This is a genomic window from Niabella sp. ZPM-14 (assembly GCF_055693045.2).
This window is the reverse complement of the sequence record NZ_CM181148.1, coordinates 115,087-130,073: the sequence shown is the minus strand read 5'-3', so window position 1 is coordinate 130,073 and position 14,987 is coordinate 115,087. Positions and strand designations below refer to the sequence as shown.

The 14,987-nt window shown below is 48.8% G+C and carries 9 protein-coding genes; 4 read left to right on the top strand and 5 right to left on the bottom strand.

Features of this window, described 5'->3' with window-relative positions; all coding sequences use genetic code 11:
- Positions 1–15: 15 nt before the first annotated feature.
- Positions 16–1,947 (bottom strand): sialate O-acetylesterase, encoded by a 1,932-nt coding sequence (locus ACU37H_RS00590; RefSeq protein WP_472702408.1) that lies wholly within the window; start codon positions 1,945–1,947, stop codon positions 16–18.
- Between the two features lie 187 nt (positions 1,948–2,134).
- Here ACU37H_RS00590 and ACU37H_RS00585 point away from each other — a divergent pair, with 187 nt between their 5' ends.
- Positions 2,135–4,081, top strand: a complete 1,947-nt coding sequence (locus ACU37H_RS00585; RefSeq protein ID WP_472702407.1) for a sialate O-acetylesterase — start codon at positions 2,135–2,137, stop codon at positions 4,079–4,081.
- 519 nt (positions 4,082–4,600) lie between these two features.
- Here the strand turns inward: ACU37H_RS00585 and ACU37H_RS00580 are convergent.
- Positions 4,601–6,877, bottom strand: a complete 2,277-nt coding sequence (locus ACU37H_RS00580) for a GH92 family glycosyl hydrolase (protein WP_472702406.1) — start codon at positions 6,875–6,877, stop codon at positions 4,601–4,603.
- Positions 6,878–6,880: 3 nt separating this feature from the next.
- Positions 6,881–7,462: an RNA polymerase sigma-70 factor gene (locus ACU37H_RS00575; protein ID WP_472702405.1), complete on the bottom strand. Its 582-nt coding sequence runs from the start codon at positions 7,460–7,462 to the stop codon at positions 6,881–6,883.
- Positions 7,463–7,650: 188 nt separating this feature from the next.
- Between ACU37H_RS00575 and ACU37H_RS00570 the strand changes: the two genes are divergently transcribed.
- The 3 genes from ACU37H_RS00570 (at position 7,651) to ACU37H_RS00560 (ending at position 12,356) form a co-directional block, all read left to right on the top strand.
- Positions 7,651–10,782 (top strand): ligand-binding sensor domain-containing protein, encoded by a 3,132-nt coding sequence (locus tag ACU37H_RS00570; RefSeq protein WP_472702404.1) that lies wholly within the window; start codon positions 7,651–7,653, stop codon positions 10,780–10,782.
- Entirely contained in the window at positions 10,779–11,540 is a 762-nt protein-coding gene (locus ACU37H_RS00565) for a response regulator transcription factor (protein WP_472702403.1), read from the top strand. Before ACU37H_RS00570 ends, ACU37H_RS00565 begins: the two co-directional genes overlap by 4 nt.
- Before the next feature lie 258 nt (positions 11,541–11,798).
- A complete protein-coding gene (locus ACU37H_RS00560) occupies positions 11,799–12,356 on the top strand; it encodes a DUF2306 domain-containing protein (RefSeq protein WP_472702402.1) in 558 nt (185 codons plus the stop codon).
- 145 nt (positions 12,357–12,501) lie between these two features.
- Here the strand turns inward: ACU37H_RS00560 and ACU37H_RS00555 are convergent, their stop codons facing one another.
- Positions 12,502–13,671, bottom strand: a complete 1,170-nt coding sequence (locus ACU37H_RS00555; RefSeq protein ID WP_472702401.1) for a DEAD/DEAH box helicase — start codon at positions 13,669–13,671, stop codon at positions 12,502–12,504.
- Between the two features lie 84 nt (positions 13,672–13,755).
- Complete coding sequence (locus ACU37H_RS00550; protein WP_472702400.1) at positions 13,756–14,724, bottom strand: fatty acid desaturase family protein; 969 nt, start codon at positions 14,722–14,724, stop codon at positions 13,756–13,758.
- Positions 14,725–14,987: the final 263 nt, after the last annotated feature.

Here is a 14,987-nt window from a genome sequence, read left to right as displayed (position 1 = left end):
CAGTCGCGGTTTGTGTTACAATGCCTCTGTTGTGAAAGAAGAGGCCGGTAAACCACTGCCATTGAACAGCGTGCCCGGCGAGTCGTCGTAAAAAGCATATCTGGCCGCTACCGGTTTTTCGATCTCAGGGTTGGAAAGAACAACGTTGCCCTGCTCTATCACGGCGATCGCCGGCTTCCAGGATCCGTTGGCATCTTTCAGCTCGAAACCTTTCAGCGATTCGCCATCATACCGCAAGCCTTTATCCGCGTTGCTAAACGAGATAAGAACCTGGTTACCTTTCACCTGCATGCTTTTATATAAAGGGCCTGAGTATATAATGTCTTTTAATCCGTAGGTATGATGCAGTGCCCAAAGCGACAAGCGTTTGCCTACATCCTGTTTATTGGGAGGATGAATATTATCTGCTGTTCCGATATCAAGCGTCACCGCCATTCCTGTGTGAGGACTTGAAGCAAGCGTCCGCCTTTGTGCGTCTCTTAAAGCGCCGGCTTGCGTATGATCACCGGCGTAATTGAACGGTGCGATCTGTACATAATAAAAAGGAAATGGCTGACCCCAACGTTGCCTCCAGTCTGATATCATCAACGGAAACAGGCTTGCGTATTGTTTTGCCCTGCCCACGTTGGACTCACCCTGGTACCAGATGGCGCCCCTGATGGCATAGGGAATCAGCGGGGCGATCATGCCGTTGTATAACACGGAAGGCTGGTTGGGCCAGGTATTCAGTACCTGTGCGGGTTTTACAGCAGCCACTTTGTACAGCCACTCACCACTGAGGCTTTTACCGGTTTCGGCAGCCTGCGTGGCGGGATATATCTTCAGCTTCTCTTTATGTCCGTATAAGCCTCCCGTGCCACCATCATCGATGACGCAGATGCTGATCGTATTGGTACCCCCTTTCACGAGGTGGCCGGGAATGGTGTATTGACGCTCGGTTGCCCAGGCAAAACCACCGGTGGTACTATCGACCAGCATCCCATTGAAATAGGTGATATCGCGGTCGTCGATCGGGCCCAGATCCAGCTTCAGCTCTTTGCCGGCCCACTCCTGCGGAATATCAATCGTTCGCTTGAACCACACAATGGCATCAAGATCAGGCAGACCTGCGTTCTCCCAGAATGTAGGCAATTGCATCGGCTTCCAGCCGGCGTTATCATCCAGACTTATCTCTTTCCGATGCAGGTCGGACAAGGCTTTTTTCCAGGACAAGTTGCCGATGCTGTCGCTTCTGAGAATAGAGGTCATATTAGCGTTTACAGAATCGATCTGCGCGAGCTCTTTGTTGAAATCGCCCATCGTTTGCAGGGCAGATTTGCTGGTCCAGGCTTCGGCGATGGTTCCGCCCCAACTGGTGTGTATCAGCGCTACAGGCACTTTGAGGCGTTTGTATAATTCTCGGGCGAAGAAATAGGCGGTAGCGCTGAACGACCGGACGGACGAAGGATTACAGGAAGACCAGTTGCCGGTGACATCTTGTTTCGGACTGAAAGCAACCGCTTTCTGCACGGTGAACAGCCGGATATCCGGATAAGCTGCGTTGGCAATTTCAATAGCTGAATTTTTAATGGGATCAGTAGCCCAGCCTTCGACCGGCATTTCCATGTTGGATTGACCGGAACAGATCCATACTTCACCAATCAATACACCGTTGATTGTTTTTGTTTCGTTTGTTTTGATATTGATATGATAAGGTCCTCCTGCTTTGGGCGTTTCCAGTTTTACCATCCATTTACCATTTTGATCTGCGATACCGGTCACTTTTTTTCCTGACCAGCTTCCGGTGACTTCAACGCGTTGCCCGGGCGAAGCCCAGCCCCATAACGGAGCATCGGACTGTTGCTGCAGCACCATGCTATCGCTTATGATCGCGGGCAGTTGGAGCTGCGCGGAGGCGCTCATGCTGATGGCCAGGACGAGGCTGAATAAACCGTTTCTTTTCTTCATACTATTAGAGGTTGTGGTAGACACCTACGCATCTGTAAGGCAGCAACCGCAATGTACATGACACGCCAGTTGATTGTTACCGCCATCTCCCTGCGCAGGTGTTAAAAATATAAAGGGGCATAGAGGTAAATCCGGTGTTGCTGTACCTTATTACCAGATACCGAGTTAATATTTCAAAAGTACTTAGATGAACTTAAAATATACGATTGCCCTTGCTTTTCTTCTTTCCTGCCTTTCTGTAAACGCCAATGTAAAGCTTCCTGTATTGTTTCAAGATAACATGGTGCTGCAGCGCGATAAGCCCTGCAGTGTCTGGGGCTATGCCGATGAGCAGGAAAAGGTTACCGTCACATTTAAAGGCAAAACGTATCGTACCATGGCGAAAAACGGAAGGTGGAAGATCGCATTACCTGCGCAACCAGCCGGCGGTCCTTTTAATATATTAGTCTCCGGAAAAAATACGATCGAGCTGAACAACATACTATTTGGCGATGTATGGATCTGCGGCGGGCAAAGTAACATGCAGTTCTCTGTAAAAGAGTCAAAGCCTCAACCTGATACCGCCACTTTTAACAATGCCATGATCCGCCTGTTCAGCGTCGACATCGGAACCGATTTTGTGCCACAGGAAGACCTGAAAGGTGGCAGCTGGAAAGTGGCTACCCGCGAGCAGGTGAACGGATTCAGCGCGGTTGGCTTTTATTTTGGAAGTTACCTGCAATCCCACCTGGGCGTGCCTGTCGGCCTGATCAGCAGCAACCTGGGCGCTACCGCTATTGAAGAGTGGATGAGCAATCAGTCAGTAAAGACTCTGCCGCAGTTTGAATCATTTTACAACCGCTATCTGAAACCGTCTAAAAGCATGCAGGCCATGAAGGACGATTTTGAAAACATCCGCGAAGCCTGGAGCCGGGATTATTATCTGAAGGATGATCCCGGACTGGAACAGCAATGGTATCGGCCTGACACTGATATCAGCCACTGGCAGACCATGCACCAGCCTTCTCATTGGGAGGATCATGAGTTGAAGGATTTTGACGGATCGGTATGGTTCAGGAGAAGCTTCGATTCCCTGCCAAGAGATTTTTCAGGCCGGGCTACCGTCAGCCTGGGGCAGGTGGATGATTATAATATATGTTGGGTGAATGGCCACCAGGTTGGTGAAGGCTTTGGCAACATGAATATGTACACCTACACTGTGCCTGACAGCATACTGAAACCGCGCGATAATATCGTTGTGGTGCGCGTGTTTGATGCAGGTAGAAAAGGCGGCATGTATAATATGTTCTGGAGCCCGTTCTTTGCGGGCGAATGGAAATACTGCAAAGGCGTGAGCGTTAATGCATCGACATTTAAAAAGCCGCTTGTTCCTAATGCTTATATATTCGGCACGCCTACGATTTTATATAATGCCAACATTGCACCGCTGGCCCGTTTCGGGGTTAAAGGATTTATCTGGTACCAGGGCGAGGCCAATACCGGCCGTGCCGCTGAATACGCGCAGCTCCTGCCACTGATGATCACAGATTGGCGAAAGACGTTTCAACAGGGAGATCTGCCCTTCCTCGTCGTACAGTTGCCTAACCTGGGTAAAGCACCGGGTGAGCCGGAAAACAACGAGTGGGCGGAACTACGTGAAGCGCAGGCCACCGCACTGCAGTTGCCTAATACAGGCCTGGCGGTAACGATAGACCTCGGGGAATCGGATAATCTTCACCCGCGCAACAAGCTGGCGGTGGGCGAACGCCTTGCGATAACCGCATTAAGTAAGGCGTACCACATGGACTCGTTCACGACCAGCCCTTGTTTTAAAGCCATACAGGTTGTGGGCGACAGCGTTATTCTCCGCTTTGACAATGATCTGTTATGTAATAGTAAGGATGGCGTGATCAAAGGATTTGCGATGGCCGGACAGGATAGTGTTTTCCACTGGGCTGATGCGCAGCTGAAAGATGCACGCACGCTGGTCGTGCGCTGTTCCGGGGTGTCCGCACCGCTGGCAGTACGTTATCTCTGGTGCGGTCAACCGGTATCAGTGGATCTGTACCATCCCTCGGGGCTTCCTTTAGCGCCTTTCAGGACGGATCAATTTAAAGGCCTGACAACCGGCAAGACCTATCAATTTGAACCCTGATAATGGGTAGCTCGAAACGTTATAAAACGAGATTCCTCGACTCCGTTTCACTTCGCTCGGAACGACGGCGAGCAGAGGGATTCTTATACTCCGTCATTGCGACCGAACGAAATAAAATGGAGTGAGCGGAGCAATCTCCCGAAAAGAGATTCCTAACCGTCTGTACCTTCCCGGCGGGGGCTGCGCTGTGCTTCGTCGGAACAAATTGCAGAAATGAGTTCCGTTTTTAACGGTCAGACGGGGACCGTCAGACCGGGTCGCGGGGCAATTCGGAACGACGGCGGGCAGAGAGATTCTTATACTCCGTCATTGCGACCGAACGAAATAAAATGGAGTGAGCGGAGCAATCTCCCACAAAGAGATTCCTAACCGTCCGTACCTTCCCGGCGGGGGCTGCGCTGTGCTTCGTCGGAACAAATTGCAGAAATGAGTTCCGTTTCTAACGGTCAGACGTGGACCGTCAGACCGGGTCGCGGGGCAATTCGGAACTACGGAAACGTGGATATAAACAACCATCCTCTAATCCTCCAACGATACCGAGAACGGCGCTGCATCGGCGTCAATACCTCTTTGTTTGTTGGGCTGCGCACTCATTTCCAGCTCCAGCACGCCGCCATTGGCAATGTCGCTGTACCGGATCCAGTTCTTGTTATAAACCTGGTTATTCAGTTTAGCGGATTGGATATATACATTGGAATCACTGTTGTTGTTTGCGCGGATCTCAAACTGCTTTCCATTTTCGAGCGTGATGGTTATCTTTTTGAACATCGGACTTCCGATCACATACTGATCAGTTCCCGGACACACGGCATATAATCCCAACGCACTTAACACATACCACGAAGAGGTTTCGCCCTGGTCTTCATCGCCGGGAAACCCATTGGGCGTAGCATTGTAGATCTTCTTCATAATGGTTCTTAACTGCCGCTGCGACTTCCAGGGCTGGCCTGAGTAGTTGTAAAGATAAGCAGCATGTTGCACGGGCTCATTACCATGCGCATACTGACCCAAGCCTTGCAGGACCATTTCTTTCATCTCGTGGATCTCCTGTTTGTAAGACCCATATTTTACGGTATTGGGCGCCTTGAACAAACTATCCAGTTTGGCATTGAACCGGTCTTTGCCACCCATCAGGCGCATGAGGCCGTTGATGTCGTGAAATACGGACCAGCTCCACTGCCAGGGATTGCCTTCGGTGAACGGATCACCCCATTCCACCGGATCAAAATCTTCCGGCACCCAATTGCCTTCTTTATCGCGGCCTCTTACAAAGCCTACTGACGTATCAAAAACATACTGGTAATTGTAGATCTGCCTTTTGAAAATATCTTCATAAAACTGATGCCCGGTTACCTTTGCCAATTGATAGGCACACCAGTCATCATACGCATACTCCAGCGATTTGGCGCCGCTCTCAGAAACTTCCTTGAAAGGAATATAACCGAGGCTGAACCAATACTGATGCCCTTCCCTGCCGTTGGAACCACCCCAGGGTCCTTTGTTCGTGACCTCGTGGAGATAGGCTTTGAGCACTGCTTCAGGGTCGAAGTTGCGGATGCCTTTCATCCACGCATCGGTGAGCAGCGATATTGCATGATTACCGATCATCACGCCTGACATACCCGGATTTGACCAGGTCGGAAAAAAACCGGATTGTTGCTGGGCATCCAGCAAAGACTGCATGTAACGCCCCTGCATGGTGGGATGCAGGATATTGGTTAATGGAAACTGCGCGCGAAACGTGTCCCAGAAGCCGTTGTCCGTGTACATATACCCATCATGTATGGTACCGTCGTAGGGACTGAAATAATACGGTTGCCCATCTTCTTTAAGATCATAAAATTTATGGCTGAACAAATTGGCGCGGAATAAACACGAGTAAAAAGTGGCTTTATCTTCTTCTGATCCCCCTTCTACCTTCACGCGGCCCAACAATTCATTCCATACCCGATCGGCTGCCAGCTTTGTATCATTAAAGTTTTTAAAACCGCCAAGCTCCCGTTGCAGGTTTCGAATGGCCTGCTCCGGGCTGATATAGGATGAGGCGACCCGCACCTGCACTTTACTTCCTTTTTTGAACTGGAGGTAGGCGCCGCATTTTTCACCCTGCTGCGACAAACGCCCGGCGGACACGGTGTCTCCGGCTCCGCTCCAGGTACCGAATGCGGAAAAAGGCTGATCAAACTGTATCACAAAGTAATTCTTAAACTCTTGGGGAATGAAAGTCCCGTTCGTAACATAGCCCGTCAGCATGCGTTGCTCAGGCAGGACGGTCACGTCGCAGAATTTGGTGTAGCCGTCAAACACAAGGAAAGCTTTGTCATCCGGGAAGCTAAACCTCATGTGCGCGGCCCGCTCCGTGGGAGCGATCTCTGTCGTGATCCCATTCTGAAAAGTGACTTTATAATAAGAAGGTTTCGCCACTTCGTTTTCATGACGAAACGCCGAAGCCCGCTCCTCTTCTTTAACTTTCAGGGTTCCGGTTACGGGCATCAGCGAGAATACGCCATAATCCCCCATCCAGGGGCTGCACTGATGCACCTGCTGAAATCCCCTCATAGTAGTGGCGTCGTAAGTATACTTCCAGCCGTCGCCGTTCTTGCCGGTTTGGGGCGACCAGGAATGCACCGGGAACGGCAAAGCGATCGTGGGATAGACATTTCCGTAGGACAATCCCCAATTTGAATTGGTGCCCTGCAAGGTGCTTACATAGTCAACCAATTGCTTCTGCGCGGCCGCAGACAGGCTGAAAGCCATACACAACAAGGGTAAGGCGTTCTTGAATAAATTCCTCATATTTTAATTGATTGAAAAGTCAGAAACAGGCAGGTTGCTTTTTAAGATCTTCAGCGCTTTACTGATATGTTTTTCGACCGTGCTCACGGATATACCCATATGACCGGAGATGTCCTTGTAAGAAAGTTCCTCACTACGGCTTAAGAGGAACGCCGTTTTACATTTGTCCGGCAATGTGTCTATGGTCGACTGGATGCTGTAATTGAGGTCTTTCATCTCCAGGTCGTAGCAGTTATTATCTGCAGTAGCTGACGCATAGAAACTATTCATTTCCCTGCGATAGCTGCTCCTGACGCCCCAGGACCTAAATTCGTTAAGGATCCTGAATTTGATCGCTTTTGACAGGTAACTGCGAAGAGACACCTGTATATCGATCTGGTAGCGCCGGTGATACAGGTTCAGAAACAGCTCCTGTACGATGTCTTCGGCCACCTGCTGTGACTCAAGCATTTTCTCTGCTTTATCTTTTAACACGAGGCGATACCGCTCGTACAATTCATTGAACGCCTTATTGTCGTCCTTCTTTACCAATAGGAACAGTTCTTCATCAGGCAACTGATGGTAGTAATTATCAATTTTAATCATAGCAATCGATTTAGTGGGTCGAAACAATCGTTATTTTTTTCCAGGTACAATGTTCCCTCTCTTGCTGAACATAACATGACTTTTTTGTTTCATTAATCTCCTTAATTGTTTCATTTTCCCTTTTTTCCAGTGGCGGGATGAAGACAATGCGTGATTATTTATGTATTTTGTCTGCCAGATTAAGTCATATGAGAGCAAAGCTTTTGGCATGGATCCTCCTCTCGTTGTGCAGTATCGGGAGCGCCTCTTCACAATCTTATTATTTCACGCACTACCAGGTCGAAGACGGGCTTTCGAATAATGCCGTCCTCTGTATGATGCAGGATAAACTGGGCTTTATGTGGTTCGGCACCAGGGATGGGTTGAATCGCTTTGACGGCCTTTCTTATAAGATCTTCCGGAACGACCCGATGGACTCGACTACGATTGGCAGTAATGCGGTAGTGGCGTTGGCCGAAGCTGACGATAAAAAAATATGGGTCGGTACAGAAAAAGGGTTGTACATATTTGATGAGCTCACTGAAAAATTCAGCCAGTTGGAGCTGGCGGGAAACGGCGCCATCCAGGCCGTAACGATTTCGGGCGACAACGTTTTCTACATCAACATGTATGTGGTGTATAGTTACAACATGAAAACCCGGCAACTCGGTCATTATGATTTCCCTAAAGAAGTCACCGCTTTTACGTTATCTAAGAACAATGAGCTGTGGATCGCCACAGCAACGGGGCTGGTCGCGCGCTACAATAAGATGAGCCGGAATTTTGATCACGTATATGACCTGTTCAGTCAGTCCAAAGCCATTGTGTCCCGGTCCATCCAATCGATCTGCGAAACCGGCGACGGCCGGTTCCTGGTAGGCACTTCGAATGAAGGACTTAAATGGCTGGACAGCCGCCACTCGACTTACAAAAACATGCTTACCCACAACGCGGACGGGACGGACATCACCGTGATGGACATCCTGAAAACCGCACCGAATGAATACTGGATCGCCAGCCAGACCGGTATCTACATCATTGATCTATCTACCGGCCGTTATAACTATGTCGGCAAAAAATATGAAGACCCCTACTCGCTGTCTGATAACATTGTGCAGTCGCTGTTTATGGATAGCCAGGGAGGGATCTGGGCCAGTACTTATTTTGGAGGCATCAATTATTTTTCACAGCAGCAAATGGCGTTTAAGAAATACTTTCCTAAAACCAGCGGCAGTTCTATCAGCGGCTACGCGGTAGGCGAGATCAGGCAGGATCAGCATGACATGCTCTGGATCGCTACTGAAAATGCAGGCCTTAACAAACTCAATCTTTCTACCGGCTCGTTTACCAACTTTAACCCGGCGGATAAAAAGGAAACGATCTCTTATTCGAATGTGCAAAGCTTGCTGGTGCACGGCGACTCTTTGTGGGCGGGCACTTATCTCCATGGCCTGGACCTGCTGAACCTGGATGGCCGGCGATTGCACAACTACAATACCCTGGAAAGCTCGATAGGCAGCAACTATGTAGACGCACTCATTTATACCCAAAAGGGAAAGATCATTGCCGGTACCGATAAAGGGGCTTTTATGTATTCCCCGCGGCGAAACGCTTTCGAACAGATCCAGGCACTTCCAAAGACTTTTTACCGCGCCCTGCGCCAGGATGCCAACGGCTATATCTGGTGCGGCACTTATGGCAACGGTTTTTTTAAATATGATCCGGAACGGCATACAGCCAGGCAATATTTTTTTTCGATCCATAACAACCGGAGCATTGCATGCAATACCATTAATTACATTCACACCACCGATCACCTGGTATGGTTCGCTACGGAAGGCGGTCTTTGCCGGCTGAACACCCGCAACAGCACGGTCAGGATCTTTACGACAAAGGACAACCTTCCGGCCAATGTGATCTATACGATCCTGGAAGATGATGAGAAGAACCTTTGGCTGAGCACCTCGAAAGGCCTGGTTCGCTTTACACCCGCCAATAACCAGGTAAAGATCTTCACGAGGTCGCGGGGTTTGCTGACCGATCAGTTCAATTACCGTTCGGCATTTAGAGACAACAGAGGCTACATGTATTTTGGCAGTGTAAAAGGGCTGATCAGCTTTCACCCGGATTCGATTCCGCTGCCCAGCTACTCCCCTCCCATCTACATTACCGGATTCCAGATCTACAATGAAGAGCTTCCCATCAATCAAAACCATTCACCACTTACGGCTTCTATCCTCTATACAAAAGATATACAGCTCAACTATAATCAATCCACGTTCAGCATTGATTTTGCCGCACTGGATTACAACGCGCCTTCGAGCATCCGGTACGCTTATAAAATGATCGGACTGGATAACAACTGGAACTACCTGCTGAGCAACCGCAAAGCGTATTATACGGAACTGCCTCCCGGCAAGTACACCTTCATCGTGAAGATCATGATGGATACGGATGACGTTGCGGGCAACCTCGCGCGTTTAAACATAGAAATACTGCCTCCTCTGTGGCTGACATGGCAAGCCTATGTGGCTTATACATTGTTCTTGCTGCTGGTGACCTTCCTGGTGATCCGCTTTTTTTCTAACCGGGCTAAAGAACGCCAGAAAAGAAGACTGGAGAAAATGGCTTTCGAAAAGGAGAAGGAACATTATGAAGACAAGATCGATTTCTTCACCAACGTAGCGCATGAGATCAAAACACCACTGACGCTGATCAAGGGCCCGATGGAAAATATTATGGACGAAGTGGATGAATCGGCCCCGATCACGAAAAACCTCCACCTGATGAGCCGTAACGCAGACCGGCTCATGCACCTGGCTAACCAGATACTTGATTTCAGGAAAATAGAAATGCACGGCTTTCACGTCAACTTTGACCGGGTGCATATTTCCGAGCTACTCGGCGATATTACTTCCCGGTTCAAGCCGATTGCGGATCATCATCAGCTGAACTATACCGTGGACCTGGCAGACGACATTGTGGCGCTGGCAGACGAAGAAGCCCTGAACAAAATATTCAATAACCTGATCGATAATGCGGTGAAGTATGCACAAAGCTTTGTAACAATTACTTTGACTGATGCGGAAGATGAAAACTACTACCTGGTGCGGTTTGTCAACGATGGATTCATTATTCCGGCGGAAGACCGCGACAAGATATTTGAAAGCTTCTACCGGATCAAAGACACGTCAGGCCAGGCGGGCACGGGCATCGGGCTGGTGCTGAGCCGTACGCTGGCCGAAATGCATAACGGCAGCCTCACTGTGGATCCGCTGGAGACCGACAAAAACGTATTCCGGCTGCTGCTTCCTTTAAACCCTAAAACCAAATCTCCGTGAAACCCGTGATATTATTAGTTGAAGACAACAGGGAAATCCTGGATTTTATAGAAAGTAATCTTTGCGATACGTATGAGGTTAAGAAAACCGTGAACGGGCAGGCGGCGCTTGAAGTGTTGCGAAGGGAGGTGATTGACCTGATCGTGAGCGACGTAATGATGCCGGTGATGGACGGCTTTGAACTCTGCCGGATCATCAAGTCGGATGTGGAGCTGAGTCACCTTCCCTGCGTGCTGCTGACGGCAAAAAATACGCTGAAAGCAAGGTTGCAGGGACTGGAGCTGGGCGCGGATGTGTATATTGAAAAGCCCTTCTCTCCTAAGCATCTGAAGATGCAGATCGCGAGCTTACTGGCGAACCGCAACAAGATCAAAGATTACTTTGCTAATTCGCCGGTGGCACAACTGAAGTCAATTGCTCACACAAAGGCCGATGAAAAATTCCTGGAAACCGTCAACCAGATCATCGAAGAACACCTGCAGGAACAGGAGCTGGATGTAGACCGGCTGGCCCGCTACCTCAACATGAGCCGCACGACCTTCTACCGGAAGATCAGCGCCATTTCGGATCTGACGCCGAACGACCTGATCAACCTGACGCGATTGAAGAAAGCTGCAAAGCTGATGGGCGAAGGACATAATATCAACGAGGTTTCAGAAATCGTGGGCTACAACTCGCCAAAGATCTTTAGCAAGAACTTTGAAAAGCAGTTCGGCATGGTCCCTTCGGAATTTATCGGCAAACACCTTAGAAAGTAGGTACGCCCAACCCATTATTGGTGTATGAAGAACCCTGCCGCGCCTGATCCCGTCCGTAGCGGCGCGGCGGGTACAGGCGGGGCATCCCCGATCTGACGTAAAGGCACTAGAATAAGCCTAGCGAGATCAATTTGATTCCGACTGATCTCCTGATAAAAATCATAAGGCATCAACAGTTGACTTTTTGGGCATCAGCTGGCTCTCACCCCACCAAAATCACATTAAATTTTTATTTAATTTTAAGTATCTTAGCAGCTAATGGAAACTATACACTTAGCTGCACATTTGCTTGACCAGGATGCTGCCCTTTCTTTTGTCCCGCCAATTGTTCACAGCACGATCGGGCAGGTCCATCTGATCGCTGCCATCCTTTCTCTGGTATTGGGCGTTATCGTGCTCGTGAAAAGAAAAGGTACCCGATCGCACCGGGTTTTAGGGTATTTATACCTTGCGAGTATGGTGGTCGTCAACGTGACTTCGTTTAAACTATTCGGATTATTTGGAGGCTTTGGTGTCTTTCACGTGTTCGCGCTCATCAGTCTGGCCACAGTCACCGCGGGCATGCTGCCTATGTTTCGAAGGAACAAAAAGATCGTTACCCATTATAGCTTCATGTTTTGGAGCGTGGTGGGCTTATACAGTGCGTTTGCCGCTGAGATCTTTACGCGCCTACCTTTGCTGGTACTGGATGAGCATGGCGAACCTGCCACGATATTTTACAAGCTGGTGGGCGTCGCTGTCCTGATTGTACTGATGGTCGGCGCTTACCTGTTTCTGAGGCTGCGGCCAGGCTGGGACCGGCATCACACATCGTAGCAGATCTTACCGGGTTTGAGAACGGCGTAAAAAAAATTGGTTCCCGTTAAAACGGGAACCCTTTTTCAAAACTAACACTTATGAGAAAATTTACCTATACATCAAAAATATCAGTTTTATTTAATATATCAAGATATTTTTAATTTTAATTGACGAAGGTATAAGCCACGCCCTTCTTGCCTGCCCGGCCGGTGCGACCGATGCGGTGCACATAAGCTTCAATGGTTTGCGGCAGCTGAAAGTTGATCACATGCGTCACATCCTGCACATCGATCCCTCTCGACGCCACATCTGTTGCAATCAGGACGCGGGTTTGGCCGGTCTTGAATTGCTGAATGGCTTTGGTACGGTAATTCTGGGACTTGTTGCCATGGATCACATCGGATTTGACACCTCTTCCCGTTAATTGCTTATTGATCTTATCAACCGTTCTTTTTGTTTCGGCAAACAGCATCACCTTGTCAAAATCGCCGCTGTTCAGGAGCTTCACAAGGACATCCATTTTATCTTCATGAGGAGCCAGTGTCAGGATATTCTGCTCGACATTGTTGCTGGCGCCGGAACCACTATTGGTGTTGATCACGAGCGGATCGGTAACGATATCGCTGATGAGTTTTTGTTGTGAAGCGTTCATGGTAGCCGAGAACAACAAGGTCTGGCGGCGCTGTGAGGTATGTGCTACAATGGTTTTAACATCGTGGATAAATCCCATATCGAGCATCCTGTCAAACTCGTCGAGTATCAATACATCGATCGTATCCAGGTACAAGGCCCTTCTGTTCACCAGGTCGATCAAACGGCCAGGTGTGGCGATGAGCAACTGATTCTTTTTTGAAAGCTGGCTCATATCCCGGTTGATGCTGGTGCCCCCGATGAAACAAGCCGAACGGAAATTCATGCCTGCAGTGAGTAACCTGAATTCTTCCGCCACCTGTTGCGCCAACTCCCTAGTGGGCACTAATACGAGTCCCGTCTGACGACCGTCTTCCAATAACTGCTCAATAAAAGGCAGCAGGAAGGCGCCTGTCTTACCGGTTCCCGTAGCAGCAATGCCGATCACATCGCGGCCTTCGATCAAGGCCTGTATCGCTTGTTCCTGTATTTCCGTGGGATAAGTGTATCCCTTCCGCATTACATTTTTTTTGAGCAACGGATGAATATTCATGTCGCTAAAAGCCACTGATGGTTGAAAGGCTTCCGGCTTTTCGATGGCAGATCGAAAAGGCAGTAAGCGTGGATCAATGGTGGTCATTTTCTTTTTGCCCGATGGTCGGGGCGCTCTGTTTTGTCTTTGTTTTTTTATGATGTATGTCATCAGTTAATTTTTTAAATGTTTTGAATTGTTGTAAGGCGAAGCGCTATGGTTGAGCCGCTTCACGTAAATCGCCGGCCTGTTGGATCAGGCCATTTTACCGAGTTTGCGTAGCATCAGTCCATGGCTTTTCAAAGCGGAGAAGAAACTTGGGTAGCTGTAGTATGGAATACCAAACTCCTCTGTGGTTTGTCTGACAATCGGCGCCAGATGCCGGTAGTGTACATGAGAAATATGTGGAAAGAGATGGTGTTCTACCTGGTAGTTCAATCCTCCGATCAGCCAGGAAAACAGCCTGCTCCGAGGTGCAAAATTACAGGTCGTAGACAATTGATGTACCAATCGCTCATGCTCCAGGTGTCCGCCACCGTCGGGCAACGGATAAGAGGTATCGGGCATCACGTGGGCCGTCTGGAATATCAGTGAGATGCAAAGACCCGTCACAAAATGCATACTTAAAAATGCAAGAATAGTGATCCATGCCGGAAAAGCCGTGAGCAGCAGGGGCAACACGAGCACATAGGAAAAATATACGAGCTTCCAGAAGATGACTTTCCACAGCAGACGGCGATAAGTGGCGCTGTCTTTGATGAGCCCCATTTTTTTATACCGGTTCAGCCGGATAAAATCTTTGCTGGTGATCCAGGAAATGGTCGAAAGACCGTAAAAGAACCATACATAATAATGCTGAAAGGAATGCAGCCGGTTTTTCCTGGCGTGGGGCGAAAACCTCAGAAAGAAAGGCGCATTGATATCATCGTCGTGCTCATCGATATTGGTAAAACTGTGGTGCAATACATTATGCTGCAGCTTCCAGACTTCATCGCTGGCACCAATGAGGTTCATGGTGTATCCCATCCATTTATTGACACGCTTATGTTTGGAGTAAGAACCATGCAGAGCATCGTGCATAATGCCCATGCCGATGCCGGCCATTCCGAAGCCACTTAATATAAAGAGCGAAAATAGTTGCCATACCTGATCAATGCCGCCAAAGCTGATCAGCGCAAGCGGTATAAAATAGAGCGATAGCATCAGGATCGTCTTGAATACCATAGCCCTGTTGCCAAACCGGTTTTTACCGTTCACTGTGAGATAGGACGCAACACGACTTTTTAATGTAGTAGAGAAATCAGCACCTACCGATTTCTTAAAGGATAACTTTTTAATAGGAGAATAATTTGATAAATAATAATGATTACTGCCAGGAAAAGTGTCTGGGTTTTCTAGTAAAGCAGCAACTTATTACAAAAAGGAAGTATCAGGGAAAGGAAATCGACTGGAAGCGACTTAATACTTATTGCAATCTGCAACACACT

Coding starts and splice junctions, on each gene's coding strand:
- ACU37H_RS00590 (WP_472702408.1), bottom strand. CDS start 1,947: ATGAAGAAAAGAAACGGTTTATTCAGCCTCGTCCTGGCCATCAGCATG.
- ACU37H_RS00585 (WP_472702407.1), top strand. CDS start 2,135: ATGAACTTAAAATATACGATTGCCCTTGCTTTTCTTCTTTCCTGCCTT.
- ACU37H_RS00580 (WP_472702406.1), bottom strand. CDS start 6,877: ATGAGGAATTTATTCAAGAACGCCTTACCCTTGTTGTGTATGGCTTTC.
- ACU37H_RS00575 (WP_472702405.1), bottom strand. CDS start 7,462: ATGATTAAAATTGATAATTACTACCATCAGTTGCCTGATGAAGAACTG.
- ACU37H_RS00570 (WP_472702404.1), top strand. CDS start 7,651: ATGAGAGCAAAGCTTTTGGCATGGATCCTCCTCTCGTTGTGCAGTATC.
- ACU37H_RS00560 (WP_472702402.1), top strand. CDS start 11,799: ATGGAAACTATACACTTAGCTGCACATTTGCTTGACCAGGATGCTGCC.
- ACU37H_RS00555 (WP_472702401.1), bottom strand. CDS start 13,671: ATGACATACATCATAAAAAAACAAAGACAAAACAGAGCGCCCCGACCA.
- ACU37H_RS00550 (WP_472702400.1), bottom strand. CDS start 14,724: ATGGTATTCAAGACGATCCTGATGCTATCGCTCTATTTTATACCGCTT.